24 protein-coding genes are annotated in these 25,080 nt (G+C 71.6%); 11 read left to right on the plus strand and 13 right to left on the minus strand.

The annotated features are described in order from the left end of the window. Positions 1 to 14: 14 nt before the first annotated feature. The 7 genes from sigJ to ppdK form a co-directional block, all read right to left on the minus strand. Entirely contained in the window at positions 15 to 890 is an 876-nt protein-coding gene (gene sigJ / locus TCUR_RS15820; protein WP_012853534.1) for an RNA polymerase sigma factor SigJ, read from the minus strand. Continuing rightward, positions 883 to 1,338 (minus strand): GtrA family protein, encoded by a 456-nt coding sequence (locus TCUR_RS15825; RefSeq protein WP_012853535.1) that lies wholly within the window; start codon positions 1,336 to 1,338, stop codon positions 883 to 885. The genes sigJ and TCUR_RS15825 overlap by 8 nt, the downstream gene beginning before the upstream one ends. Positions 1,339 to 1,424: 86 nt before the next feature. Then, positions 1,425 to 2,597, minus strand: a complete 1,173-nt coding sequence (locus TCUR_RS15830) for an MFS transporter (RefSeq protein WP_012853536.1) — start codon at positions 2,595 to 2,597, stop codon at positions 1,425 to 1,427. A 42-nt stretch (positions 2,598 to 2,639) separates the two neighbouring features. Further along, positions 2,640 to 3,689 (minus strand): outer membrane protein assembly factor BamB family protein, encoded by a 1,050-nt coding sequence (locus tag TCUR_RS15835; RefSeq protein WP_012853537.1) that lies wholly within the window; start codon positions 3,687 to 3,689, stop codon positions 2,640 to 2,642. Positions 3,690 to 3,912: 223 nt separating this feature from the next. Beyond that, complete coding sequence (locus TCUR_RS15840; RefSeq protein WP_012853538.1) at positions 3,913 to 5,175, minus strand: deoxyguanosinetriphosphate triphosphohydrolase; 1,263 nt, start codon at positions 5,173 to 5,175, stop codon at positions 3,913 to 3,915. A gap of 215 nt (positions 5,176 to 5,390) precedes the next feature. Continuing rightward, the gene (locus TCUR_RS15845; protein ID WP_012853539.1) at positions 5,391 to 6,125 is read right to left on the minus strand and encodes a YdcF family protein; all 735 of its coding nucleotides are present in this window, start codon (positions 6,123 to 6,125) and stop codon (positions 5,391 to 5,393) included. A 128-nt stretch (positions 6,126 to 6,253) separates the two neighbouring features. Beyond that, a complete protein-coding gene (ppdK, locus tag TCUR_RS15850) occupies positions 6,254 to 8,950 on the minus strand; it encodes a pyruvate, phosphate dikinase (protein WP_012853540.1) in 2,697 nt (898 codons plus the stop codon). Between the two features lie 218 nt (positions 8,951 to 9,168). Here ppdK and TCUR_RS15855 point away from each other — a divergent pair, with 218 nt between their 5' ends. From TCUR_RS15855 to TCUR_RS15865, 3 genes are all read left to right on the plus strand, one after another. Further along, entirely contained in the window at positions 9,169 to 11,058 is a 1,890-nt protein-coding gene (locus tag TCUR_RS15855; protein WP_012853541.1) for a glycoside hydrolase family 15 protein, read from the plus strand. Positions 11,059 to 11,372: 314 nt separating this feature from the next. Next, positions 11,373 to 12,326, plus strand: coding sequence for an SPFH domain-containing protein (locus TCUR_RS15860; RefSeq protein ID WP_148233272.1), 954 nt, complete (start codon positions 11,373 to 11,375; stop codon positions 12,324 to 12,326). Positions 12,327 to 12,349: 23 nt separating this feature from the next. Continuing rightward, positions 12,350 to 12,670: a hypothetical protein gene (locus TCUR_RS15865; protein WP_012853543.1), complete on the plus strand. Its 321-nt coding sequence runs from the start codon at positions 12,350 to 12,352 to the stop codon at positions 12,668 to 12,670. A gap of 91 nt (positions 12,671 to 12,761) precedes the next feature. On the opposite strand, the gene secD is transcribed toward TCUR_RS15865, so the two are convergent. Together secD and TCUR_RS15875 are read right to left on the minus strand one after the other, a co-directional pair. Continuing rightward, a complete protein-coding gene (gene secD, locus TCUR_RS15870; RefSeq protein WP_012853544.1) occupies positions 12,762 to 15,047 on the minus strand; it encodes a protein translocase subunit SecD in 2,286 nt (761 codons plus the stop codon). Positions 15,048 to 15,140: 93 nt separating this feature from the next. Continuing rightward, entirely contained in the window at positions 15,141 to 15,590 is a 450-nt protein-coding gene (locus TCUR_RS15875) for a hypothetical protein (RefSeq protein WP_012853545.1), read from the minus strand. A 200-nt stretch (positions 15,591 to 15,790) separates the two neighbouring features. Between TCUR_RS15875 and TCUR_RS15880 the strand changes: the two genes are divergently transcribed. Then, on the plus strand, positions 15,791 to 16,426 hold the full coding sequence (locus TCUR_RS15880) for a hypothetical protein (protein WP_012853546.1): 636 nt from the start codon (positions 15,791 to 15,793) through the stop codon (positions 16,424 to 16,426). A gap of 113 nt (positions 16,427 to 16,539) precedes the next feature. Here the strand turns inward: TCUR_RS15880 and TCUR_RS15885 are convergent, their stop codons facing one another. Both TCUR_RS15885 and TCUR_RS15890 read right to left on the minus strand, forming a co-directional pair. After that, complete coding sequence (locus tag TCUR_RS15885) at positions 16,540 to 17,928, minus strand: glycine--tRNA ligase (RefSeq protein WP_012853547.1); 1,389 nt, start codon at positions 17,926 to 17,928, stop codon at positions 16,540 to 16,542. A gap of 202 nt (positions 17,929 to 18,130) precedes the next feature. Further along, complete coding sequence (locus tag TCUR_RS15890; RefSeq protein ID WP_012853548.1) at positions 18,131 to 18,415, minus strand: antibiotic biosynthesis monooxygenase family protein; 285 nt, start codon at positions 18,413 to 18,415, stop codon at positions 18,131 to 18,133. A gap of 155 nt (positions 18,416 to 18,570) precedes the next feature. On the opposite strand from TCUR_RS15890, the gene TCUR_RS15895 reads away from it, so the two are divergent. Genes TCUR_RS15895 through TCUR_RS15915 form a run of 5 tightly spaced genes read left to right on the plus strand, consistent with a single transcriptional unit; the run spans position 18,571 to position 21,953 of the window. Then, positions 18,571 to 18,876 carry a DUF6703 family protein gene (locus TCUR_RS15895; RefSeq protein ID WP_012853549.1) on the plus strand — a complete coding sequence of 102 codons (306 nt, stop codon included), beginning with the start codon at positions 18,571 to 18,573 and terminating at the stop codon, positions 18,874 to 18,876. Between the two features lie 38 nt (positions 18,877 to 18,914). Further along, entirely contained in the window at positions 18,915 to 19,853 is a 939-nt protein-coding gene (locus tag TCUR_RS15900) for a metal ABC transporter substrate-binding protein (RefSeq protein ID WP_012853550.1), read from the plus strand. Beyond that, positions 19,850 to 20,638 carry a metal ABC transporter ATP-binding protein gene (locus TCUR_RS15905; RefSeq protein WP_012853551.1) on the plus strand — a complete coding sequence of 263 codons (789 nt, stop codon included), beginning with the start codon at positions 19,850 to 19,852 and terminating at the stop codon, positions 20,636 to 20,638. Before TCUR_RS15900 ends, TCUR_RS15905 begins: the two co-directional genes overlap by 4 nt. After that, a complete protein-coding gene (locus TCUR_RS15910; RefSeq protein ID WP_012853552.1) occupies positions 20,635 to 21,504 on the plus strand; it encodes a metal ABC transporter permease in 870 nt (289 codons plus the stop codon). The genes TCUR_RS15905 and TCUR_RS15910 overlap by 4 nt, the downstream gene beginning before the upstream one ends. Continuing rightward, positions 21,501 to 21,953, plus strand: a complete 453-nt coding sequence (locus TCUR_RS15915; RefSeq protein WP_012853553.1) for a Fur family transcriptional regulator — start codon at positions 21,501 to 21,503, stop codon at positions 21,951 to 21,953. Before TCUR_RS15910 ends, TCUR_RS15915 begins: the two co-directional genes overlap by 4 nt. 35 nt (positions 21,954 to 21,988) lie before the next feature. Here TCUR_RS15915 and TCUR_RS15920 read toward each other — a convergent pair whose 3' ends face one another. Next, complete coding sequence (locus TCUR_RS15920) at positions 21,989 to 22,783, minus strand: isoprenyl transferase (RefSeq protein WP_012853554.1); 795 nt, start codon at positions 22,781 to 22,783, stop codon at positions 21,989 to 21,991. Further along, on the minus strand, positions 22,780 to 23,574 hold the full coding sequence (gene recO / locus TCUR_RS15925) for a DNA repair protein RecO (RefSeq protein ID WP_052305528.1): 795 nt from the start codon (positions 23,572 to 23,574) through the stop codon (positions 22,780 to 22,782). The genes TCUR_RS15920 and recO overlap by 4 nt, the downstream gene beginning before the upstream one ends. 152 nt (positions 23,575 to 23,726) lie before the next feature. Between recO and TCUR_RS15930 the strand changes: the two genes are divergently transcribed. Both TCUR_RS15930 and TCUR_RS28495 read left to right on the plus strand, forming a co-directional pair. Further along, a complete protein-coding gene (locus tag TCUR_RS15930) occupies positions 23,727 to 24,755 on the plus strand; it encodes a M4 family metallopeptidase (protein WP_012853556.1) in 1,029 nt (342 codons plus the stop codon). Continuing rightward, the gene (locus TCUR_RS28495) at positions 24,728 to 25,006 is read left to right on the plus strand and encodes a protealysin inhibitor emfourin (protein ID WP_012853557.1); all 279 of its coding nucleotides are present in this window, start codon (positions 24,728 to 24,730) and stop codon (positions 25,004 to 25,006) included. Before TCUR_RS15930 ends, TCUR_RS28495 begins: the two co-directional genes overlap by 28 nt. The last annotated feature ends 74 nt before the right edge of the window (positions 25,007 to 25,080 follow it).

Below are 25,080 nucleotides of genomic sequence, written 5' to 3' on the forward strand. Positions count from 1 at the left end.
GTTTTTCTCCGCGGTCAGGCCCCGCGGGGGCGGATCCCGCGCAGTTTGCGGGGATTGAGCACCCTGCGGTACGCCACGATCCGTCCCGCGGCGATCTCGGCGGTGTCCACGGCGACCAGCCGTCCGTCCCGGTAGACCAGCAGGCCGGGCTCGCCGTTGACCTCGGCGGGGACGAACGCGGCGGGCACCGGGCGGCGGGCCACCCGCAGCAGCGTCTCGGCGATCCGCACATTCCCGACGATGGGTTTGCGCGCGGCGAAGACCTCGCCGCCGCCGTCGGTGATGTACACCGCCTCCGGGTCGAGCAGCGACGCCAGCGCGGCCGTGTCGCCCTTTTCATGGGCCGCCCGGAAGGCCGCCATCACGCGTTCCCGCTCGGCGCGGGAGGCGCGCGGCCCGTTCCCTCGCATGCGGGCGGCGATGCGGCGGCGCGCCCGTGAGACCAGCTGCCGGCAGGCGGCCGGCGACCTGTCGAGCACCCGGCCGATCCGGTCATAGGGCACATCGAACGCCTGGCGCAGCACGAACGCGATCCGCTCGGGCGGCGACAGCTCCCGCAGCACCAGCAGCATCGCGGTGCCGACCAGGTCGTCCACCAGCACCGGCTCGGCGGCGTCCGGACCGGTCAGCAGCGGTTCGGGCAGCCAGGGGCCGATGTAGTCCTCATGCCGGGCCCGGGCCGAGGTCAGCAGGTCATAGGAGCGGCGCGCGGCCACCGTGACCAGCCAGGCGCGCAGGTCCCGGACCTCTTCCAGGCGGGCGCCCGCGGCGCGCAGCCACACGTCCTGGGTCACGTCCTCGGCGTCGGCGACGCTGCCGAGGATCCGGTAGGCGACGCCGAAGACGGCCGGGCGATGCCGCCGCCACTCCTCGGCCAGGCGGTCAGACACGGACGGCGGGGGTGAAGATCCACCTGCGGTAGGACCAGTAGCGCCATGCGGAGGCCAAAGCCAGCCCCACCACGAGCGCCACGTTGTACGACAGCGCGTCGTGCAGATGCAGGGTGTAGAAGGTGAAGGCGGTGCAGCTGGCCTGGATCGCCATGCCCACGCCGTTGAGGCCGAAGAACAGCGCCATCTCGCGGCCGGAGCCGTCGCTGTCGCGGTGCCGGAAGGTCCAGTGCCGGTTGGCCAGGTAGGAGAACAGCGTGGAGATCATCGTGGGGATGAGCACGGTGGTGACCGGGCTCTCCCACAGCCGTTCGCGCAGCAGGTTGGCGCCGCCGATCGTGATCACGGTGCCGATGGTCCCGACGGTGCCGAAACGCAGCAGCTCGCACAGGAAATGCAGGCGCGAGGGCGCGTCCGAAGCCCCCCGGGACCGCTGCATGGTGCTCATCCCGCCCGACCTTACCGGAACAGACGATCTTTCCCGATCCCGACCCGCACGCCGGATGCCAAAAGGTTATTTTTCTGACGAAAAGTTCAGCTTTGGGCGGTTGCGGTCACCCCGGCCAGCAACGCGATCACCAAGGCCAGCCCCACCGGGACGGCCAGCGCCCAGGCCAGGCCGACCCCTTGGGCCACCAGGCCGATGAGGGGAGGCCCGGCCACGAAACCGGTGTAGCCGATGGAGGTCACCCAGGAGATCCCGGTCGCCGCCGGCACGCCCGGCAGGTTGCCCGCCGCGCTGAAGGTGACCGGCGCCACCACCGCGACGCCCAGCCCGTACAGCGTGAACGCGGCCAGCGCGGCCGGCGGCGTGCCCGCCAGCAGCCCGCCGCCCAGCGCGCCGGCGGCCAGCAGCCCGCCGGCGCGCAGCACCCGGACCGGGCCGAAGGCCGCGACGACCCGGTCGCCGGCCAGCCGCGCCGCCGCCATCGCCACCGCGCAGCCCGCATAGCCCAGCCCGGCGACGCCCGCACCGGCGCCGAGCGTCTCATTGAGGTAGACGGCGCTCCAGTCGGCCATGGCCCCCTCGCCCAAGAACGAGCACAGGCCGACCACACCGAGCATCAGCAGGACGCCCCGGACCGGACGAGGCGATGCGCCCTCCCCGCTCTTTCGCGCACCGGGCGGCGCTTCGGCGGACGCCCCCAGCAGCCCGCGGGTTCCCACCGCCGCCACCGCCGTCAGCAGGGCGGCGGCCACGGCCAGGTGGAGCCGCACCGGAACCTGCAGATGGGCGGCACCGGCCCCCAGGAGCGCACCGGCGAGCGAGCCGATGCTCCAGGCTCCGTGCAGCCCCGACATCAGCGGACGCCGCCACCGCCGTTCCACCGCCACGCCCTGGGCGTTCATCGCCACGTCCAGCACGCCCAGCGCCGCGCCCAGCACCGCCAGCGCGGCCATCAGCGTCCCCGGGCCTGCGGCCAGTCCCACCGGCGCCAGCGCCAGCGCCGCCGCCACCCCGGCCACCCGGACCACCGGCCGGCTCCCCCACCGGGCGACGATCCGCCCGGTGCAGCGGACCCCGAGCACCACCCCGACCGGGGTGCCCAGCAGCGCCACGCCCAAGGACGCCTCATCCAGCCCGAGCGCCTGCTTGATCTGCGGTATCCGGGCCAGCCAGACCGCGCTGATCAGGCCGTGCACCAAGAAGGCCGCGGTGACCGCGGCGCGGGCGTTCCAGCGCCGCGCGACCGTCTTGCTCGCCACCCGACGAACCTACGCCAACCCCTGCGGGGCCGGGCGGGCGGTTCAGGCGGGAATCGTGGCGCCGGTGCGGGGGTCGATGTGGTAGATGCGGCGGTGCCCGCCGACCAGCAGCCTGCCCCGGCACACCGCCACCGGCGGCGGCCCGGACCCCTCCGGCCGCAGCACGTCCTTGACCACCCACACCCGGCGCCCGGTGGCGGCGTCGAAGGCGTCGATGAGCTGCCCGGCGGTGCCGGCGCAGACCAGCCCGCCGATCATCGCCGGCGGTGAGCAGCGGGTGGGCTCGGTGAAGCGGTACTGGCGGGCCCGGCCCTCAGCGGCCGACAGGTAGGTCAGCGTCCCCGGCTCGCCCACGCACACCCCGCCGGGCACCACGGCGGCCGGGGGGTCGCCCTCGTCGGGGCGTCCGCCGCCGGGGTCGTAGCCGGCCACGGTCTGCCACAGCTCCCGGCCGGTGCGCACGTCCACGCCGGCCACGAAGCCCAGCGGCGGCGGGTCGAAGGGCAGCCCGGCCACATACAGCACCCCGTCGGACAGTCCCAGCAGCTCGATCGGGCCGCCGTGCTCGGGCCACTCGGGATGCCACTGGTAGGGGTCGATCCGCCAGCGCTCCCGGCCGTTGCGGGCGCGCAGCGCCAGCAGCGCCCCGTCGGCGCAGCCCACGAAGACCAGGTCGCCGTCGGTCAGCGGGGCCGACAGCTTCGGGTCGGCCTCCATCCGCCACTTCTCGGCGCCGTTGCGGGCGCTGAGCACATGCAGGGTGCGGCCCCAGCGGGGGGCGTCGCCGATGACCAGCACCCGGCCGCCCGCCACCGCCGGGCGCACCGGGATGGCCCCGCGGAACCGCCAGCGCTCGACCCCCGTGTAGGCGTCCACGGCCCGCACATGGCCGCCGCCGGTGGCGTAGACGGTGCCGTCGGCCACCCGGAACGGCCCCGGCGTGCCGGTGTCGATGCGCCACATCTCCTCGCCGGTCGCCGCGTCGAACGCATAGATCTGCGGCCCGCATCCGGCGTACACCACATCGTCGGCCACCGTCAGCCGGATGACGGTGCCGTCGACCTCAGCCCGCCACGCCACCGGATCCGCCACCAGAGCCCCTCGCACTCCTCACCACAACCGAACCTTTTTCAACCAGGCCCAGCGAGCCCGCGGCAGGGAGCGCCCGACCGGCCTCGCCGTCCGAAAGCACGACACTGCGGCAACGGCGATGGCGAAAAGGTCGGAAATGCACTCCCCCAAGGTGGGCCACAGATTAGAGCCACCGGGACACTTTGGGTAGATCTAACAGATCTTCGGCGCCGCCGTTGTGCGATCAGGCACCGGCGGGCCGGCGGGCGGCGCGCAGGCGGGCGTGGAACGCCACGGCGGAGGTGTCGGTCAGCGAGGCGATCTGGTCGACCACCACCCGCAGCCGGGCGGCGTCGTCGGGCGCCCGGTGCCAGGCGACCCGGAATTGCGGTTCCAGGGTGCCGGGGGCGCCGGCCAGCATCCAATCGGCCAGCTCCAGGATCAGTTCGCGCTGCCGGGCGCGGTTGGCCTCGTGGCTGATCCACACATAGTGCGCGGTCACCCCCTTCAGCAGCGCGCATTCCAGGCGCTGCCGGCGGGGGACGACCAGGTCGGCGTCGTAGCGGGTCAGCGGGCCGGGGCCATAACGCCGCCGGGTGGCGTCCTCGGCCGCCAGGCAGAAGCGGCCGATCAGCGTGCTGGTGAGGTTCTTGAGGGCGGCCAGGGTGCGCAGCGTGCCGTCGAAGTGGTCCGGCCAGTACGGCTCGGCCAGCAGCTCGGCGAAGACCTCCTCCAGCTCGGTCAGGTCGGTGCCGGGGCAGTAGAGCTTGGCGGCCGTCTCGGCCACCGCGCGGCGCTCGGTGGGGTCGGCCAGGCGGGCGAAGTCCACATGGCCGACGACCAGGGCGTCCTCCAGGTCGTGCACGGAGTAGGCCACATCGTCGGCCCAGTCCATGACCTGGGCCTCCAGGCACAGCCGGTCCTTGGGCGCCCCTTGGCGGACCCAGGCCGCCACCTCGATGTCGTCGTCGTAGATCCCATACGGTGCGCCCGAGCCGCCCGACGGCGCCCCGGTGGGCGCGTCCTGCCGGCGCCAGGGGTATTTCATCACCGCGTCCAGCGAGGCCCTGGTCAGGTTGAGGCCGACGCTGCGGCCGTCGGGGGCGAACGACTTGGGTTCCAGCCGGGTCAGGATGCGCAGGCTCTGGGCGTTGCCCTCGAATCCGCCGCAGCGTTCGGCCACCGTGTTCAGGGCGGACTCGCCGTTGTGGCCGAAGGGCGGGTGGCCGATGTCGTGCGCCAGGCAGGCGGTCTCCACCAGGTCGGGGTCGCAGCCCAGCGACTTGCCCAGCTCCCGGCCCACCTGGGCGCACTCCAGCGAGTGCGTCAGCCGGGTGCGCAAAAAGTCGTCGGAGCCGGGGTCGGCCACCTGGGTCTTGGCGGCCAGCCGGCGCAGCGCCGCGCTATGCAGCACCCGCGCCCGGTCCCGTTCGAAGGCGGTGCGGTCACGGCGCTTGGGCTGCTCGGGCACCCACCGCGCCCGGTCTGCTTCGGAATAGCTCCCCATCTGTCCTTTCTGTTCGCCGGGTCCTTCTCCCCATGGCATCCCCACGGGACGGGCGCCTTACGAGCGGGGACGAGGTTCTGCGGCGTCGCCCGCGAAGGCTCCCGTCCCGGTACCTGATGGCACGTGCCGAAAAGACTTTATTATTCCACTCTGATCGCGGGCTCCCAGGGTACGCCGCGCCGAGGACGGTCCGGTGAATGCGCGCCGCCGAGGCGTCAGCGCGGCGAGAAGGAGGGCCGCAGCTCAGAGGGGGAGCGGACGCTGCGGCCGAACAGCACATACGACAGGTAGCCGCCGGTCTCCCGGACGATGTAGTGGAACTGGGTGTCGCGGGTCTGCACGCTGGGGCCGCTGCGGGTCGGCGAGGCGGCGGCCTTGATGCCCTGGTCCTGGGCCATCTTCTTGGAGCGCAGCCCGTGCCAGGGGTCGGTGACCAGCACCGCCGAGTGCCACTTGAGCTCCCGGAACTTGGCGCCGACCGCCTGCATGCTCTCCAGGGTGTCGCTGCCGACCGGCACCGCCACCACCTTGTCGGCCGGCACCTGCCGCTCCTTGATCAGCCAGTTGCGCCCGGCGTCGGCCTCGGTGTAGTTGTCGCCGGGCTGCTTGCCGCCGACGGTCACGATCGCCGGGGCCACGCCCCGGCGGTACAGCTTGACGGCGTGCTCCAGCCGCCAGCGCAGCGTGGGCGAGGGGACGCCGTTGTACTGGGCGGCGCCCAGCACCACGATCGCGTCCGACTTGGGGGTCTCGTCCTGGCGGGCCTGGTACCACACCCGCCAGCCCACGGTCAGCGGGGTCAGCACCACGACCGCCAGGATTCCCAGCAGCACCGCCACGGTCCACAGCAGCCACTGCCGCCGCGCACCGCCCCGGGGCGCAGGGTCGCGGCTCTCCCCCTGCGACGGCTCGGCCTCGCCGGTCCCGGGCAGTTCAGCTTCCAACGTCATCGTGCCAACCACGCTAGGTTAGACGGCCTGCCGAACGCCGCGAGTTCGAGCCGTTTTCCCGCGTTTTGCGGGGTATTTCCGTGCACGGCGCGGGAGGGCGCGCCGCCGGCGCGCCCTCCCGCCGGCCGTCATCGGCTGTCGGAGCCCTCCGCCGCGACGGCGGCCCGGCCCGCCTCCAGCCGGGCCACCGGGATCCGGAACGGCGAGCAGGAGACGTAGTCCAGCCCGACCTCGTGGCAGAAGTGCACCGAGTCGGGGTCTCCGCCGTGCTCACCGCAGATGCCCAGCTTGATGCCGGGCCGGGTGCGGCGGCCCTCCTCGGCGGCGATGCGGATCAGCCGGCCGACGCCGTCGCGGTCCAGCGTCTCGAACGGCGAGACGCCGAAGATGCCCAGCTCCAGGTAGCGGCCGAAGAACGCCGACTCCACGTCGTCGCGGGAGAAGCCCCAGGTAGTCTGGGTCAGGTCGTTGGTGCCGAAGGAGAAGAACTCCGCGGCCTCGGCGATCTGCCCGGCGGTCAGCGCGGCCCTGGGCAGCTCGATCATGGTGCCGATCATGGCGGGCACGTCCACCCCGGTGGACTGCTTGACCTGCTCCAGGATGCCCAGGGCCTCCTCGCGGACGGCCTCCAGCTCCTGGACGGCGCCCACCAGTGGGATCATGATCTCCGGGCGCGGGTCGCCGCCCGCCTTGCGGCACTCGGCGGCGGCCTCGGCGATCGCTCGCACCTGCATGGCGAAAAGTCCGGGAATAACCAAACCCAGCCGCACGCCGCGCAGTCCGAGCATAGGGTTCTGCTCGTGCAACCGCCGGACGGCCTCCAGCAGCCGGCGGTCCTTGGGCGTGGCGTCGTCCCCGGCGACCGCGACCCGCACTGAAAGCTCCGTCAGATCAGGAAGGAACTCGTGCAGCGGGGGGTCGATCAGCCGGATGGTGACCGGGAGGCCGTCCATCGCCTCGAAAAGGCCGATGAAGTCCTGTCGCTGCAGGGGCTCCAGCGCATCCAGCGCCTCCTGCCGCTCCTGGTCGGTCTCGGCCAGCACCAGGTTCTCCACCAGCTGGCGGCGCTCGCCCAGGAACATGTGCTCGGTGCGGCACAGCCCGATGCCCTGGGCGCCGAAGCGGCGGGCGCGGGCGGCGTCCTCGGGGGTGTCGGCGTTGGCCCGCACCTGCAGCCGGCGCTTGGCGTCGGCCCAGGTCATGATCCGGTCCACGGCCTGGACCAGCTCATCGCCCTCGGCGGCCGAGAGCTTGCCTTCGAAGTAGTCCACCACCGGGGAGTTCACCACCGGCACCCGGCCCAGGTAGACCGCGCCGGTGGAGCCGTCGATGGAGATGAGGTCCCCTTCGCTGACCACCACGCCGCCGGGGGCGGTGAAGCGGCGGGCCCGCACGTCCACGTCCAGTTCCTCGGCGCCGCACACGCAGGTCTTGCCCATGCCGCGGGCGACCACGGCGGCGTGGGAGGTCTTGCCGCCGCGGGAGGTGAGGATGCCCTCGGCGGCGACCATGCCCGCCAGGTCGTCGGGGTTGGTCTCGCGGCGCACCAAGATGACCGGCTCGCCCTTGCCGGCCAGCTCCACGGCCTTCTCGCTGGAGAAGACCGCCTTGCCGACGGCGGCGCCGGGCGAGGCGTTCATGCCCTTGGCGATCTGCTGCCGGTCGGCCTTCTCATCGAAGCGCGGGAACATCAGCTGGGCCAGCTGGGCGCCGGTGACGCGGGCGACCGCCTCGTCCTGGGTGATCAGCCCCTGGTCGACCAGCTGGGTGGCGATGCGGAAGGCCGCGGCGGCGGTGCGCTTGCCCACGCGGGTCTGCAGCATCCACAGCTTGCCGCGCTCGATGGTGAACTCGATGTCGCACAGGTCCCGGTAGTGGTTCTCGAGCTTGGCCATGATGGCCAGAAGCTCGTCGTAGGACCGCTTGTCGATCTTCTCCAGCTCCGAGAGCGGGACGGTGTTGCGGATGCCGGCGACCACGTCCTCGCCCTGGGCGTTCTGCAGGTAGTCGCCGTAGACGCCCTGGTGGCCGGTGGCCGGGTCGCGGGTGAAGGCCACGCCGGTGCCCGAGTCCATGCCCAGGTTGCCGAAGACCATGGTGCACACGTTCACGGCGGTGCCGAGGTCGGCGGGGATGCGCTCCTGACGGCGGTACAGGACGGCCCGGTCGGCGTTCCAGGAATCGAAGACGGCCTTGATGGCCAGGTCCATCTGCTCGCGTGGATCGGTGGGGAACTCCCGGCCTGCGTGCTCGCGCACGATCTGCTTGAAGGTGCCGACCAGCGCCTTGAAATCTTCGGCGTCCAGGGCCAGGTCGCTGTCGCTGCCCTTGGCCCGCTTGCGCTCTTCCAGGGCCTCTTCGAACAGCTCGCCGTCGATGCCCAATACCGTCTTGCCGAACATCTGCACCAGCCGGCGGTAGGAGTCCCAGGCGAAGCGCTCGGCGGCGGCGTCCCCGCCGGCGACCGCGGCCAGCCCCTTCACCGACTCGTCGTTGAGGCCGATGTTCAGGACGGTCTCCATCATGCCGGGCATGCTGAACTTGGCCCCCGACCGCACGCTGACCAGCAGCGGGTTGTCGGGCTGCCCGAGCCGCCTGCCCATCTTCTGCTCCAGCGCGGCCAGGTGAGCGTCGACCTCTTCGCGCAGTCCCTCCGGCACGGTCCCGTGCCGCAGGTAGTGGCGGCAGGCCTCGGTGGTGATGGTGAACCCCGGGGGCACCGGAAGCCCGAGGTTGGTCATCTCCGCCAGATTTGCGCCTTTGCCCCCCAACAGGTCCTTGAGATCCTTGTTGCCCTCAGTGAAGTCGTATACGTACTTCGGCACGAGGAGCTCCTTCACGCTCCGATTCCACGCTTGTGCGGGGACTGTACCCACAACGTCGAACTCCGTTCGGCACCCCTGCGCTCACTCTGTGTTTGCGCAGGTCAAATCCCCTTTAGTGGTCTATTCCAATCGGACATTCCAGACACCTGTCACAGGCAGGCCGCCGGGCCCGGGTGTGTTCCGGGCCGTGCGGATGGACGGATACAGGAGGTAAGGCTGTGAGACCGACGGTCGCCGGCGGCAGAGCGGGAGAGCCGTTCGCCCCCATAGCCGACTACGGTTTCCTCTCGGACTGCGAGACGACCGCGCTGATCGCACCGAGCGGGAACGTCGAGTGGATGTGCCTGCCGAGGATGGACTCCCCCAGCGTCTTCGGGTCGATCCTGGACCGGGACGCCGGGTACTTCCGGGTCGGCCCGGCCGGGGTCGAGGTGCCCGCGGCCCAGCGCTACATCCCGGGCACCATGGTGATGGAGACCACCTGGTGGACCCACGGCGGGTGGCTGGTGGTGACCGACGCGCTGCTCATGGGCCCCTGGCACCACGAGACGGAGCGTTCCAAGACCCACCGCCGGGCGCCCACCGACTACGACGCCGACCACGTGCTGCTGCGCATGGTCCGCTGCGTCAACGGCCAGGTCCAGGTGCGCCTGGACTGCATGCCGGTGTTCGACTACGGGCGCGTCCCGGCCCGCTGGGAGCACACCGGCGACGGCTACCACGAGGCGGCCTGCCACGGCAACGGGCTGACCCTGCGGCTGACCACCGACATGAACGTCGGCTTCGAAGGGTCGCTGGCCACCGGGCGCACCCTGCTCAAGCAGGGCGACACCCGCTTCGTGGCGCTGTCGTGGAGCGAGCACGAGCCGCCGCACACCTACGCCGAGGCGCACGAGCGGCTGGTGTGGACGGTGCACCACTGGCAGCACTGGCTGGACCGCGGCAAGTTCCCCGACCACCCCTGGCGCAGCCACCTGCAGCGCAGCGCCCTCACCCTCAAGGGCCTGACGTTCGCCCCCACCGGCGCGGTGGCCGCGGCCGCCACCACCTCCCTGCCGGAGACCCCCAAGGGCGAGCGCAACTGGGACTACCGCTACACGTGGATCCGCGACTCCACGATGGCGCTGTGGGCCTTCTACACCCTCGGCTTCGACTGGGAGGCCAACGACTTCTTCTACTTCATCACCGACGTGGCCGAGGCCGCCGACGGCCGGCTGCAGATCATGTACGGGGTGGACGGCCGGGAGGAGCTGCCGGAGACCACCCTGGACCACCTGAGCGGCTACGACGGCGCCCGCCCGGTGCGCATCGGCAACGACGCCTACACCCAGGCCCAGCACGATGTGTGGGGCGCCATCATCGGCTCCATCTACCTGTTCGTGCGGCGCCGCGACCGGCTGGACGACCGGCTGTGGAAGATCATCGTCAAGCAGGTCGAGGAGGCGCTGGCCAACTGGCGCAAGCCCGACTGCGGCATGTGGGAGGTGCGCGGCAAGCCCCAGCACTTCACCTCCTCCAAGGTGTTCTGCTGGGTGGCCGCCGACCGCGGCGCCCGCCTGGCCCGCATCCGCGGCTGCCACGACCTGGCCGAGCGCTGGCAGAAGGCGGCCGATGAGATCCACGCCGACGTGCTGGCCAACGCCCTGGACGAGCGGGGGGTCTTTACCGCCCACTACGGCACCAAGGCGCTGGACGCCTCGGTGCTGCTGATCCCGCTGCTGGGCTTCCTGCCCCCCGACGACAAGCGGGTGCGCGAGACGGTGCTGGCCATCGCCAACGAGCTCACCGAGGACGACCTGGTGCTGCGGTACCGGCCCGAGGAGACCGACGACGGGTTCTCCTCCTCGGAGGGCACCTTCACCATCTGCTCGTTCTGGCTGGTCAGCTCCCTGGTGATGATCGGCGAGCTGGAACGCGCCAAGCGTTTGTGCGAGAAGCTGCTGTCGTACGCCAGCCCGCTGCAGCTGTACGCCGAGGAGATCGACCCGCACACCGGGCGGCACCTGGGCAACTTCCCGCAGGCCTTCACCCACCTGTCGCTGATCAACGCGGTGATGCACGTGATCCAGGCCGAGCGTCCCGAGGGCCCGCCCGGCGCGTTCGCCTAGCCGCCCGTGGGGGCGTGCCACTCGCGGGAACACCTGTGGGAAAACTCACGCCCCCACGGGCGAGCGGCGGCCGTCTGCCGTCCCGTCCGTCTGGAGCGTCCGGCACGCAGAGGGAAGAGCGGCACCCGACCCGTGCCGGACGAGACCGGTTTCGGCCATCTGAATTCGCATCCCCGGGGAGCCGAGATCATCCGCTCCGCGTCTGATACACGATTCCGAGACCTGATCCTCCCCGCCCGGCGGGTGAGCCCGCCGGGGATTGGAGCGTCGTTCAGATGAGAGCACTCCCCCGGATGAGCCGTGCGGGAAAGATCATGACGGCCATCGTGCTGCTGGTCCTGGGCCTGCCCTTCCTGGCCGGGCTGCTGGGCGGCTTCGAGCGGACCGACGGCGGGCAGGTGGCCGTGGTGCGCAACGGCGGCTTCTTCGACAACACCCGCATCCGGCAGGTCATCGACCCCGGCTCGGGCCGGGTGTGGACCGGCTGGTGGTCGAAGGTCCACAAGTACCCCGCCCAGCAGCGCTTCTACACCATCACCGCCAACCGCGGCGAGGGCGACCGCGGCGGCGGCGTGGACGTGGTGACCGTGCCCAGCAGCGACGGCGTCAACATGGGCATCGAGGGCACGCTGTACTTCACCCTCAACACCGACCACGAGGTGCTCAAGAAGTTCGACGACAAGTTCGGCACCCGCAAGTTCCGCGCCCCCGGCGGCAAGACCTACTTCGCCTGGGAGGGCGATGAGGGCTGGTCGGCGTTTTTGAACCAGATCGTCCGGCCGGTGATCGACAACAACCTGCGCAGCCAGATCAACAGCTTCCGCTGCGCCGAGCTGGTCTCCTCCTGCGCACTGGTGCAGAACACCGGTTCTACTTCCCGGCGGCAGCGCACCGGCCTGCAGGTGCAGAGCAACAACGCCAACATCGCCAAGGTCCAGGACGCCATCAACCGGCAGCTGGCCGCCGACCTGCGCACCACGCTGGGCGGCGACTTCCTGATCAACATCCACTTCAACCTGGTGAAGGTCTCCCTGCCGCAGCGGGTGCAGGCGGCGGTGGACCGGGCCCAGGCCGCCTTCGCCCAGGTCAGCGAGGCGCAGGCGAAGGTGGAGCAGGCCCGGCTGGAGGCGGCGGCCAACAAGGCCCGCCAGGACGGGTACAACAAGTGCCCGACCTGCGCCGAGATCGAGAAGCTGAAGGCGCTGCCGCAGGGCATCACGGTCTACGCTCCGGGTAACCCGGGCGGGGCGCTGCTGCCCCGCAACTGACCCCGGCCCGCGCAGGAGGACCGATGAGGCTGCTGATACTGCTGGTCGTGGTGGTCGTGATCGCGCTGGCCGTCACGCTCGTGATCAGCGCGTTCCGGGGCGAGGAGGCCGACCCCCGGGCGCTGGAGTCCGCCGCCCGCTGGGAGGTGCACACCTCCTCCGCCGACGGCGTGACCACGGTGGTCGTCCGGAAGGTGGCCCACGGCCGGCGGGGGCCGGTGGAGTTCGGCCGGCAGTCGATCGCCGCCATCGCCGACGACGACCCGCAGTGGGAGACCAAGTACCACGAGGCGATGGCCCAGGCCCGCTCCCGGGTGGCGGCCCTGGAGAGCGAGTCGGACTGACACCTGTGGATCGATGGTGCGGGGCCGTGCCCGGGCACGGCCCCGCACCGTCTTCCGTCCGGGAACCGGCCCGGTTCCCGGACGGGCGGGCTCACACGACCGCGCCGGAGTCGCCGGGCTGGCGCACCGGGCGCTTGGCGAGCTTGGGCTTGGGCGCCGGGGTCTTGCTGCGGGCCTGGAAGACGATCGCCAGCGGGGTGGCGGTGAACACGGTGGAGTAGGTGCCCACCACGATGCCCAGCAGCAGCGCGATGGCGAAGTCGGTCAGCGAGTCGCCGCCGAGCAGCGCCAGCGCGGCCAGGATGAAGATCGCGCCCATACCGGTGTTGACGGTGCGCGGCACCGTCTGCAGGGCGCCCCGGTTGGCGATCTTGGCGAAGCGCTCTTCGGGCGCGGCCCGCCACAGCTCGCGGATCCGGTCGAAGACCACCACCGAGTCGTTGACCGAGTAACCGATGATGGTCAGCAGCGCGGCCAGGAACACCCCGTCGATGGGCTTGCCCAGCCAGGCGAACACGCCGGTGACGACGATCACGTCGTGGAACATCGCCAGCACCGCGGCGGCGCCGAAGGTGAAGCGGAAGCGGACCGCCAGGTAGATCAGCTGGGCGGCCAGCGCCACGCCCAAGGCGATCAGCGCCTTCTTGCGCAGCTCGCTGCCCAGGCTGGGGCCGATCAGCTCGTCGCGCTCCTTGGTGACGGTGCCGCCGCCGGCCTTCTCCAGCGCCTGCTGCAGCTTGTCGACCTCGGCGTTGGTGAGTTTTTCGGTGCGGATGGAGATGTCCTCCCCGTCGGTGCCGGCGGTCTGCACCACCGCGCGGGGGAACCCGGCGTCGGCCACCGCGGCCCGGGCGTCGTTGATGTCCATCCGCTGGCTGGTGCTGTAGACGACCTGGCGGCCCCCGGTGAACTCCACGCCGAAGTTCAGGCCCTGGATGACGATCCCGGCGATCGAGCCGGCGACCAGGAGCCCGGAGACGGTCAGCCACAGGGTCTTGCGCCGCATCAGGTCGGGCTGCTTGCGGTCCAGCCAGTCGCGGACCCGCCCGGTCTTGCTCAGCCCGGTCAGGGCGGGCCGCTTGGCGATCGGCCGCCGGCTCACCGCCCACTCGGCCAGCACGCGCGTGACCAGCAGGGCGGAGACCAGCGAGGCCAGCACACCGATGGTCAGCGTGACGCCGAAGCCGCGCACCGGCCCGGCGGCCAGGAAGAACAGCAGGCCGGCCGCCAGCACGGTGGTGATGTTGGAGTCGGCGATGGCCGACCAGGCCTTCTGGAAGCCGATGACCAGCGCCGGGCGCATGCCCCGGCGCGGCACCGCCGCATACTCTTCGCGGGCCCGTTCGAACACCAGCACGTTGGCGTCCACCGCCATGCCGATGGCGAGCACGAAACCGGCCAGGCCGGGCAGGGTCAGCGTGGCGCCCATCGCCACCAGCGCGGCGTAAGAGATCACCCCGTAGGCGGCCAGCGCGAGCGTGGCCAGGAAGCCGACCAGGCGGTAGATCCAGATGATGAACAGGCCGGTGAGCACGATGCCGATGACGGCGGCCTGCCAGCTGGCCTGGATGGCCTCCTCGCCCAGGGTGGGGCCGACCACCCGCTGTTCGATGATCTCCACCGGGACCGGCAGCGAGCCGCCCTGGATCAGCGCGGCCAGCTCCTTGGCCTCCCGGGCGCTGAACTGTCCGGTGATCTGGGTGGAGCCGCCGGTGATGCCGACGTTGCAGGGCACGTCCTCCTGCACCACCGGCGAGGAGATCACCTTTCCGTCCAGGACGAAGGCGATCCGCCGGTCGTCGGGGTCGCTCTTGCAGGCGGCCTCGGCGGTGATCTTCTGCCAGATGCGGCCGCCGTCGCCGCGGAAGTCGACGGTGATGTACCAGCCCTGCATGTTCTGCTGGTCGAAGGAGGCGCTGGCGGAGCGGATCTGGGCGCCGCTCAGCGCGGCCTTCTTCAGCAGGATCGGCCGGCCGTCCTCATCGGGCAGGATCTGCTCGCCGTTCTTTTTGTCGGGCTTGCCGTCGTTGGCGCGCACCGGGTGCGCGGTGAGCTGGGCGGTGCGGCCGACCGCCTCGGCGGCCCGCTTGGGGTCCTGCACATCCGGCAGCTCGACGATGATGCGCCGCTCACCGGAGCGGGTGATGGAGGACTCGGCCACGCCGAGCGCGTCGACCCGCTTGCGCAGCACCTCCAGGGCCCGGTCGGTGGACTCCCGGTTGGCCTTGACGTTGGGGCCGTCTTTGGTCTCCAGCACGATCTGGGTGCCGCCGCGCAGGTCGAGGCCGAGTTTGGCGGGCTGGGTCAGCGCGACGAATATCGATCCGGCGATGATGGCGAGCGCCAGCAGCGCCCGCCACATCAAGGGGCGGGACAAGGGAAAACCTCCACGGGAAAGGGCGGCCCGGCGCAGCGGGCCGCGCGATGCCGGCGGCGGGCACGGGCGCTCACCGCCGGCCGGACAGGGACCTCAGTGACCCGTGGCGGCCGGGGGCGCGCGTCCCCGGAAGACCGGCGGCTCCGCCCCGGCGGGCGCCGGTTCGCGCGGCGTGGGCGGGAGGATCTGCCGGTGGCCGGGGGCGGGCGGCGAGGCGCCGCTTGCGGGGAGGGCCGGATCGGCCGTCGGTGAAGTCTCTTGGTGGGGGGCGGCGATGGCGTGCCGCGTCTCCGCCTGCGGCGAGGCGGGCTTGGTCGCCGCGGTGCCCGGCGCGCCGGCGGCGGCCCGTCCCCTGCCCACGGCCTGGTGGGCGGGCGGCGCCGGGGTCGCGCCGGTGCGCATCCCGATGCCGGGCCCGGCCGGCAGCGGCCAGGAGCCGGGGAAGACGACGAAGCCCAGCAGGCCCACGACGACCAGCGCGAAGCGGGCGATCCGCCCGGAGTCCCCTGCCGCCGGGACGTGCCCGTGACGACGGTCGCTCATGGTGCGTCCCCCCGTCCGTGGCCGGCAGTCACGGTCACGCTACCGGACTCCGGCGGCGGCGGGCGAACCTTTGAAGATCATTAAACATGAGAATGTGTCACATTCTGACCATCTGAAAAACTCCTGACTCACCGTTGACCGCCGGCAAAACAAGAATTAATTTCACATCGCCATCCACCCCTGGACGTAAGGAGTAGTCCATGGCACACGCAAGGCGCGTGATCACTGTGGGCGCGGCCGCCGCGGCCGCTCTCGCGATGATGGTCCCCCCCGCGTCGGCGTCCACCACCATCAGCGTCTACCCCTCCGGCACCCCCTACAGCGGAGGCGTCAAGGCCGAGCTGCTCGGCACCGCCACCATCACCAGCTCGCTGGGGTCGGCCACCTGCAACGAGTCGGTGATGAACGGCACGATCAACTCCGACGGCTCCAACCTGACCATCACCTCCGCCTCGTTCAGCAACAGCGGCGGGAACTGCACCGGCATCATCAGCTCCGCCATCACCACCGAGAACCTGCCCTGGACCGGCGGCAACGCCACCTACAACCCCGTGGCCGGCGGCCGGGACGGCACCGTCACGATCGCCAACTTCCGGGCCAAGGCGACCCTGATCCTGGGCATCACCTGCACCTACGGCGGCAACCTGACCGCCAACGCCTACAACCCCAACAACCCCAACCGCCCGGTGCCCGGCGTCAACGAGGCCCAGGTCTCGGTGAGCGGCGCCACCATCAACAAGGTGTCCGGCGGCATCCTGTGCCCCTCGAGCGCCACGGTGAGCGCCACCTACAAGCTGACGACCTCCTCCGGCCAGTCGCTGCAGATGGGCAGCTGATCGGCTGACCGGTCACCAAGGTCGCACATAGCAGGCGGGCCGTCTCTCCCTGCCGGAATCAGGGAGAGGCGGCCCGCCTCCCGTTCTATCAGGTTCTCATCCCCGGCTCGGCGTCAGCAGCCCACCAGCTGGGCGGCCAGGAACGACTCCACCTGGCTGATGGCGATGCGCTCCTGCTTCATGGAGTCGCGCTCGCGGACGGTCACCGCGTCGTCTTCCAGGGTGTCGAAGTCGACGGTGATGCAGAACGGGGTGCCGATCTCGTCCTGGCGGCGGTAGCGGCGGCCGATCGCACCGGCGTCGTCGAACTCCACGTTCCAGTGCTTGCGCAGCCGGGCGGCCAGGTCACGGGCCTTGGGCGACAGGTCGGCGTTGCGCGACAGCGGCAGCACCGCGGCCTTGACCGGGGCCAGGCGCGGGTCGAGCCGCAGCACGGTGCGCTTTTCCAGCTTGCCCTTGGCGTTGGGCGCCTCGTCCTCGGCGTAGGCGTCCAGCAGGAACGTCAGCACGCAGCGGTCCACGCCCGCCGCCGGCTCGATGACGTACGGGATGTACCGCTCGCCCTTTTCCTGGTCGAAGTACGACAGGTCCTGGCCGCTGGCCTTGGCGTGGGTGGACAGGTCGAAGTCGGTGCGGTTGGCGATGCCCTCCAGCTCGCCCCACTCGGCGCCCACGAAGTCGAAGCGGTACTCGATGTCGACGGTGCGCTTGGAGTAGTGCGACAGCTTTTCGGCCGGGTGCTCATACAGCCGCAGGTTCTCCTTGCGGATGCCCAGGTCGACGTACCACTGCAGGCGCTGGTCGATCCAGTACTGGTGCCACTCCTCGTCGGTGCCGGGCTCGACGAAGAACTCCATCTCCATCTGCTCGAACTCGCGGGTGCGGAAGATGAAGTTCCCCGGGGTGATCTCGTTGCGGAACGACTTGCCGATCTGCCCGATGCCGAAGGGGATCTTGCGGCGGGACGACTGCTGGACGTTCATGAAGTTGATGAAGATGCCCTGCGCGGTCTCCGGCCGCAGGTAGGCCAGGCCGGAGGCGTCCTCCACCGGGCCCAGGAAGGTCTTGAGCAGCCCGTTGAACATCCGCGGCTCGGTGAAGGCGCCCTTGGTGCCGCAGTTGGGGCAGTTGACGTCGGCCAGGCCGCCGGCCGGCGGGCGGCCGTGCTTGGCCTGGTAGGCCTCCTCCAGGTGGTCGGCGCGGAAGCGCTTGTGGCAGGAGGTGCACTCGGTCAGCGGGTCCACGAACGCCTGCACATGGCCGCTGGCCTCCCAGACCTCGCGGGCCAGGATCACGCACGAGTCCAGGCCGACGACGTCCTCGCGGGACTGCACCATGGACTTCCACCACTGGCGCTTGACGTTGTTCTTCAGCTCGACGCCCAGCGGGCCGTAGTCCCAGGACGCGCGCAGGCCTCCGTAGATCTCACTCGACGGGTAGACCAGGCCTCGCCGCTTGGCGAGGCTGACGATGGTGTCCATCACGTCGGATCTGCGGGCCATGGGTCAAGTCTCCATCCGGCTGGCGGTCGGCGGGATTGTCTGGTAACGCCCGGCATCAGGCCAAAGCGGTCTCATCCCCGGTAACAACGGCGAAGCGGCGGGCCTTCCGCCCCAGGCGGTCACCCGGCCCGCGAGCCCCGTCAAGGTCTCCCAGCTTAGGGCACTCGGGCCGGCCGTATGACCGCGGCCGCGCCGCGTCCGGTCAGCGGGCGGCGATGATCTCGTAAGCCCCCGGTTCGTCGACGGCCAGCGCCGACAGCGGGATGAGCCGCATGCGCACCTGGGGAAGGCCGATGCCGCGCCGGTAGTGACCCGCGCCGTCCCACTCGGTGATCAGCGCCCACAGCGTGGGGTCGTCGACGGTGCGGCCGATCCGGCCGCTGCGGTATCCCGGCGCGCCGGCCAGCGCGTCCAGGATCGCGCCGAGCTCGGCGGCGAACGTCTCGGCCTGGGACTCGGGCACGCGGTACCGGGTTATCGCGATCACCCGGACATCTTCTCAGGACGCGCCCGCGACCGGCGCCGCCGCGCGGCGGGCCGAAGCGCTTGGCTCCCGTCACCGGGCGTGTTCGACTGTATGCGGCACCGTGTCGCATCCCCTCTCCGCGACACAGCGGAGGTCCCCACATCCGGGAGGTCCGAATGAGCATCCGACGCGAGCCCCGTGCATCCGGGCTGCGCGAGACGATCGAGCGGCGCAGCGCCGTGCCCGTGGTGTTCCTGCACCGGCTGCCGGTCTGGATGCCGCTGCTGGCCGTCCTGGCCCTGCTGGCGGTGGGCATGGTAGGCACCGGCTGGCTCGCGGCGGCGGCGCTGGGGGCGCTGGCGGCGCTGCTGGCCTGGTTCGCCTACCTGAACTGGCCCGTGCTCGGCCTCGGGGGGCGGATGCTGCGGGTCGCGGCGCTGGCCGTGCTGGTGGCGGCCGCGGTGCGCCGGATCATTGGGTGATTTTGACAACCATTTTCATCTTCATCCACAATTGAGGGGTGTTCACCTTCCGTCCCCTGCGACGCGTCCTGTCGTCGGCCGCCTTGGCGGCCGTCCCGCTGCTGGCCGCCACCGCGTGCGGCGGCGGCTCCGCCTCCGGCGGCACCGAAGTGGTCGCAGGTCACTACCCCATGGCCTGGCTGAGCGAGCAGGTCGGCGGTGAGGGGGTGACGGTCCGCACCCTGGCCAGGCCGGGCGCCGAGCCGCACGATGTGGAGCTGACCCCCCGGCAGATCGCCGACATCGGCCGGGCCGACCTGGTGGTCTACATCAAGGGCCTGCAGCCGGCCGTGGACAAGGCCGTCGGGGAACGCGCCGCAGACCGCGCCCTGGACGCCGCGTCCGCCGTGCGGACCCTGCCGCTCCCCGATACGGACGGGCACGAGCACGACCGAGACCACGATCACGAGCGGGGGGCCTCCTACGACCCCCACCTGTGGCTGGATCCCAGCCGGATGGCGGCCCTCGCCACCGCGCTGGGCGAACGGCTCGCCAAGGCCGATCCCGCGGGCGCCGCCGGCTACCGGGCCAACGCCGAGGCGACCGCCGAACGGCTCACCGCGCTGGATGAGGAGTTCCAGGCCGGCCTGCGCGGCTGCAAGCAGCGGACCATGGTCACCGCCCACGCCGCGTTCGGCTACCTGGCCGACCGCTACGGCCTCAGGCAGATCCCCATCGCCGGCATCGACCCCGCCGGCGAGCCCTCGCCCGGACGGCTGGCCGAGCTGACCGGCCAGGTCCGCCGCACCGGCGTGACCACCGTGTTCACCGAGACCCTGGTGAGCCCCAAGGTCGCCCAGACGCTGGCCCGCGAGGCCGGGGTGCGCACGGCCACGCTGGACCCGGTGGAGGGTTTGGCCGAGGGATCCGGCGATGACTACCTTTCGCTCATGCGCAAAAACCTGCAGACCCTGCGCACCGCACTGGAATGCCCATGACCGCCGTGAAACCGGACATCGCCGTCCCGCCCTTTGAGATGACCGGCGGCCGGGTGCGCCTGGACGGGCGAGAGGTGCTGCGCGGCATCGATCTGCAGGTGGCGCCCGGCGAGGTGCTGGCCGTGATGGGCGCCAACGGCTCGGGCAAGTCCACGCTGGTGCGGGCCCTGCTGGGGCTGGTGCCGCTGGCGGCCGGCCGGACGCTGATCTACGGCTCGCCGCCGGGACGCTTCCGGGACTGGCACCGCATCGGGTATGTGCCGCAGCGGCTGCAGGTGGGCGGCGGGGTGCCCGCCACCGTCCGGGAGGTGGTGGCCTCCGGGCGGATCGCCCGCCGGCCCAGGCTGCGGCTGCTGCCCTCGGCGGCCGACCGGGCCGCGGTGCAGCGGGCGCTGGAGAAGGTCGGCCTGGCCGGCGTGGCCGACCGCCCGGCCCAGCACCTGTCGGGCGGCCAGCAGCAGCGGGTGCTGATCGCCCGCGCACTGGCCGGGGAGCCCGACACCTTCGTCATGGACGAGCCCACCGCCGGGGTGGACGCCGCCAGCCAGGCCGCCCTCGCCGACACCCTGCGCGACCTGGTCCGCCAGGGCCGCACGGTGGTGCTGGTGATGCACGAGCTCGGCCCGCTGGAACCGCTGATCAGCCGGGCCGTGGTACTGGAGGGCGGGCGCATCGTCCACGACGGCGCGCCGCCGCAGCCCGAGGGCGAGTGCGCCCGGCCCGGCCACCGGCACCTGCACCCGCACGCCCACCGCGACCGGCCGACCATCTGGGACACCGCTTGATCAACCCACTGCAGTACGACTTCATGCGCATCGCCCTGGCGCTGGCGGTGCTCATCGGGCTGACCGCCCCGGCGATCGGCACGTTCATCGTCCAGCGGCGGCTGGCGCTGCTGGGGGACGGGATCGGGCACATCGCGCTGACCGGCATCGGGCTGGGCCTGCTCACCGGATCCTCCCCCGTGCTGGGCGCGCTGGCGATCTCGGTGCTGGGCGCGGCCGCCATCGAGGTGCTGCGCGCCCGCAGCCGCACCGGCGGGGACGTGGCGCTGGCCCTGCTGTTCTACGGCGGGCTGGCCGGCGGGGTGCTGCTGACCAGCCGGGCCGGCGGCGGGGCGGGCCTGCAGTCGTATCTGTTCGGCTCGATCACCAGCGTCACCGAGCGCGACCTGTACCTGGTGGCCGTGCTGGCGGCGGGCGTGCTGGCGGTGGTGGTGCTCTTCGGGCGGGAGCTGTTCCTGCTGTGCCAGGACGAGGAGCTGGCCCGCGCCAGCGGGCTGCCGGCCCGCGCGCTGAGCCTGCTGATCGCGGTGACCGCCGCGGTCACCGTGGTGATCGCCATGCGGGCCATCGGGCTGCTGCTGGTCAGCGCGCTGATGGTGGTCCCGGTGGCGGCCGCCCAGCAGCTCACCCGCGGGTTCCGCGACACCATGCTGGCGGCCATGGGCATCGGCGTGCTGTCGGCGGTCTCGGGGCTGCTCGGCGCCTTCCAGTACGACCTCCCGCCCGGCCCGTCGATCGTGCTGCTGGCGCTGGCGGTGTACCTGACGCTGGTGCTGTGGCGGGTGATCGGGGAACCGGCGCTGCGCCGTCGTACACTGCCTTCCGGCCCTGATGAGGCGACCGCCGACGCGGAGGTGCGAGGATGACGGCCCGCCGGGACGGGACGCGAAGCAGGTCGAGTGCCCGCCGGGACGCGGTGCGCGCCATGCTAGCCCGCAGCGAGGGCTTCCGCAGCGCCCAGGACATCTACGCCGACCTGCGCGCCGGCGGCTCCAAGATCGGGCTGACCACGGTCTACCGGGCGCTGCAGGCCATGAGCGAGGCCGGCCAGGTCGATGTGCTGCGCACCGCCGACGGCGAGGCGGTCTACCGGGCCTGCCGCACCGACGAGCACCACCACCACCTGGTGTGCCGCCGGTGCGGCCACACGGTGGAGGTCGCCGGTCCCGCCGTGGAGCGCTGGGCCGAGGCCATCGGCGCCCAGTACGGCTTCACCGACATCACCCACACCGTCGAGGTCTTCGGCACCTGCGGCGACTGCGCGGGCACGGCCGACAAGAAGGACGAGGAGAGGACCGACGAGAAGGCCGACTGACCCGCCCGCGCAAGGCCGGGGCACCGCGGCCCGGCTCAGGAGGTCTTCACCGGTACCGGGTTGGGCTCGGCGCCGCCGTAGCGGCGGTCGCGGGTGGCGTAGATCTCGCAGGCCTGCCACAGGTGCCGGCGGTCGAAGTCGGGCCACAGCACGTCCTGGAAGACGAACTCCGCATAGGCCGACTGCCACAGCAGGAAGTTGGACAGGCGCTGCTCCCCCGAGGGCCGCAGGAACAGGTCCACCTCCGGCACCTCGGGACGGTACAGGTAGCGGGCGAACACCTTCTCGTTGATCTTGTCGGGGTTGAGCTTGCCGGCGGCCACGTCGCGGGCGATGGCGGCGGCGGCGTCGGTGATCTCGGCCCGCCCGCCGTAGTTGACGCAGAACTGCAGCGTCAGCACGTCGTTGTCGGCGGTCAGCCGCTCGGCCTCCTCCAGCTCCTTGATCACACTGCGCCACAGCCGGGGCCTGCGGCCCGCCCAGCGCACCCGCACCCCCATCGAATGCAGCTGGTCGCGGCGGCGGCGGATCACATCCCGGTTGAAGCCCATCAGGAAGCGCACCTCCTCCGGGGAGCGCTTCCAGTTCTCGGTGGAGAACGCATAGGCCGACAGGTAGGGGATGCCCAGCTCGATCGCGCCCATGATCACGTCGAAGAGGGAGTGCTCCCCCATCTTGTGCCCCTCGGTGCGCGGCAGCCCGCGCTGCTTGGCCCAGCGTCCGTTGCCGTCCATCACGATGGCCACGTGCCGGGGCACGAGCTCTTTGGGGATGGCCGGCGGCCGGGCCCCGCTGGGGTGGGGATATGGCGGCTGGACGGCCCTGTTCAAACCGTTGTCTCCTCGTTCATGACGGCCGGGTCGGGATCGACCCCTGCGGTGTCTCCTTCGAGCCCTCGTTCGACATGGCGCAGCGAGCGGATCCCGTGCTCCAGGTGCCACTGCAGGTAGGCGGCCACCAGTCCGCTGCACTCCACGCGGTGGCGCATCTGGCTGGCGTCGGCGCGCTCCCAGTCGCCCCGCAGCAGCGCCACCATCAGCTCCAGCGTCTGCGGCGCCGGGGTGGCGGCCCCGGGCTGGCGGCAGGCGCCGCACAGCGCCCCGCCGGCGGCGATGGCGAACACCCGCAGCCGCCCCCGGGAGCCGCAGCGGGCGCACTCGTCCAGGGCCGGCGCCCAGCCCGCCACCGACAGCGACCGCAGCAGATAGGCGTCCAGCACCAGCCGGGGGTCGTGGGAGCGGTCCACCAGGGTGCGCAGCCCGCCCAGCAGCAGCAGGAACTGCCGCAGCGCGGGCTCTTTCTCCTCGGCGGTCAGCTTCTCGGCGGTCTCCAGCATCGCCACCCCGGCCGTATAGCGGGGATAGTCGGTGACCAGAGGTTCCCCGTAGGGGCGCAGCGTCTCGGCCTGGGTGATCAGATCCAGCGAGCGCCGCTCATAAAACTGCAGGTCCACATGGGTGAACGGCTCCAGCCGGGCGCCGAACTTCGACCTGGTGCGGCGCACTCCCTTGGCGGCGGCGCGGATCCGTCCACTGCGCCGGGTCAGCACCGTGACGATGCGGTCGGCCTCGCCCAGCTTCTGGGTGCGCAGCACGATTCCTTCGTCACGGTAGAGGGTCACCCTGGCATTGTCCCGCATGTGGCGGGGCGGTACGAAAAGGACCGGCCGGCCGGTCCCCCGGTGAGGGGAGGTGACGGTGAGTGACCGGATCCGGCCTGCCGGACCTGGCCGACTCCGTGGTCTGAATCACATTCGGCTGGCAGCGTGGCTGCATGAGATGCACCATCGTCCCACCGCACATCCTGGACCGCCTGGCCCGCGACGCCCGTGACCCCGCGCTGCGCGACATGGCGCGCCGCACCCTCGTCCTGTCGGCCACCCACCGGGTGGAGCGGCGGACCCTCACGGTCGCCCCGCCCCAGCCGCAGGAGGACTTCGTCCCCAACCGGACGATCCACGACGCCGCCACCCGCGAGGAGCTGCCCGGCAAGGTCGTGCGCTCCGAAGGCGACGGCCCCACCGGAGATGAGGCCGTCGACCAAAGCTACGAGTGGCTGGGGGTGACCTTCGACTTCTTCGAGGCCGTCTACCGGCGCAACTCCATCGACGGCGCCGGGCTGCCCCTGGTCAGCACCGTCCACTACGGCCTGGACTACGCCAACGCCTTCTGGAACGGCGAGCAGATGGTCTACGGGGACGGCGACGGGGAGATCTTCACCGGCTTCACCGGGCCGCTGGAGGTCACCGGGCATGAGCTGGTGCACGGCATCACCCAGTACACCGCGGACCTGGAGTACTTCGGCCAGTCCGGGGCGCTGAACGAGTCGATGTCGGATGTGTTCGGGGTGCTGGTCAAGCAGTGGCACCTGGGGCAGACCGTCGAGGAGGCCGACTGGATCATCGGCGCGGGCCTGCTGGCCGAGGGGGTCAACGGGGTGGGGCTGCGTTCGATGAAGGAGCCCGGCACCGCCTACGACGACCCGCGCATCGGCAAGGACCCGCAGCCGGGGCACATGGACGACTACGTGCACACCTACCGGGACAACGGCGGCGTCCACATCAACTCCGGCATCCCCAACCGGGCCTTCTACCTGGCGGCGGCCGAGCTGGGCGGCCATGCGTGGGAGAAGGCCGGCCGGATCTGGTACGAGACGCTCACCGGACCGGCGATGAGCCCGACCATCGAATTCTCCGGGTTCGCCACGGCTACGATCGAAACGGCCGAACGCCTCTATGGCGCCGCGAGCGCCGAGGCCGAGGCCGTCAGGCAGGCATGGGACGGGGTAGGCGTGCGAATTTGAAAGTGACCGTGGTCCGCAGCGGCGGCTTTGCCGGAATCCAACGGCGCGGCCAGTCCGACACCGCTTCCGATCCGGTGTTGCGCGAGCTGGTCGCACGGGTCGACCTGGGGCGGCTGCCGCCCCCGGGGCGCATTCCCGATCAGTTCGTCTATGAGATCGACATCGACGGGCAGGTCACCACGGTCGGCGAGGCCCAGCTGACCGGGCCGCTGCGCGAGCTGGTCCACCACGTCCTCGGCCACCCGGCCTAGCGGGGGATTTCGGCGAGGCCGGCGTTCACGGCGAAGGCTCCGGCCCTGAGGTCGTCACGGCCGGAGCCTTCGCT

Source organism: Thermomonospora curvata DSM 43183 (assembly GCF_000024385.1).
In the GTDB taxonomy this organism is placed as follows: domain Bacteria; phylum Actinomycetota; class Actinomycetes; order Streptosporangiales; family Streptosporangiaceae; genus Thermomonospora; species Thermomonospora curvata.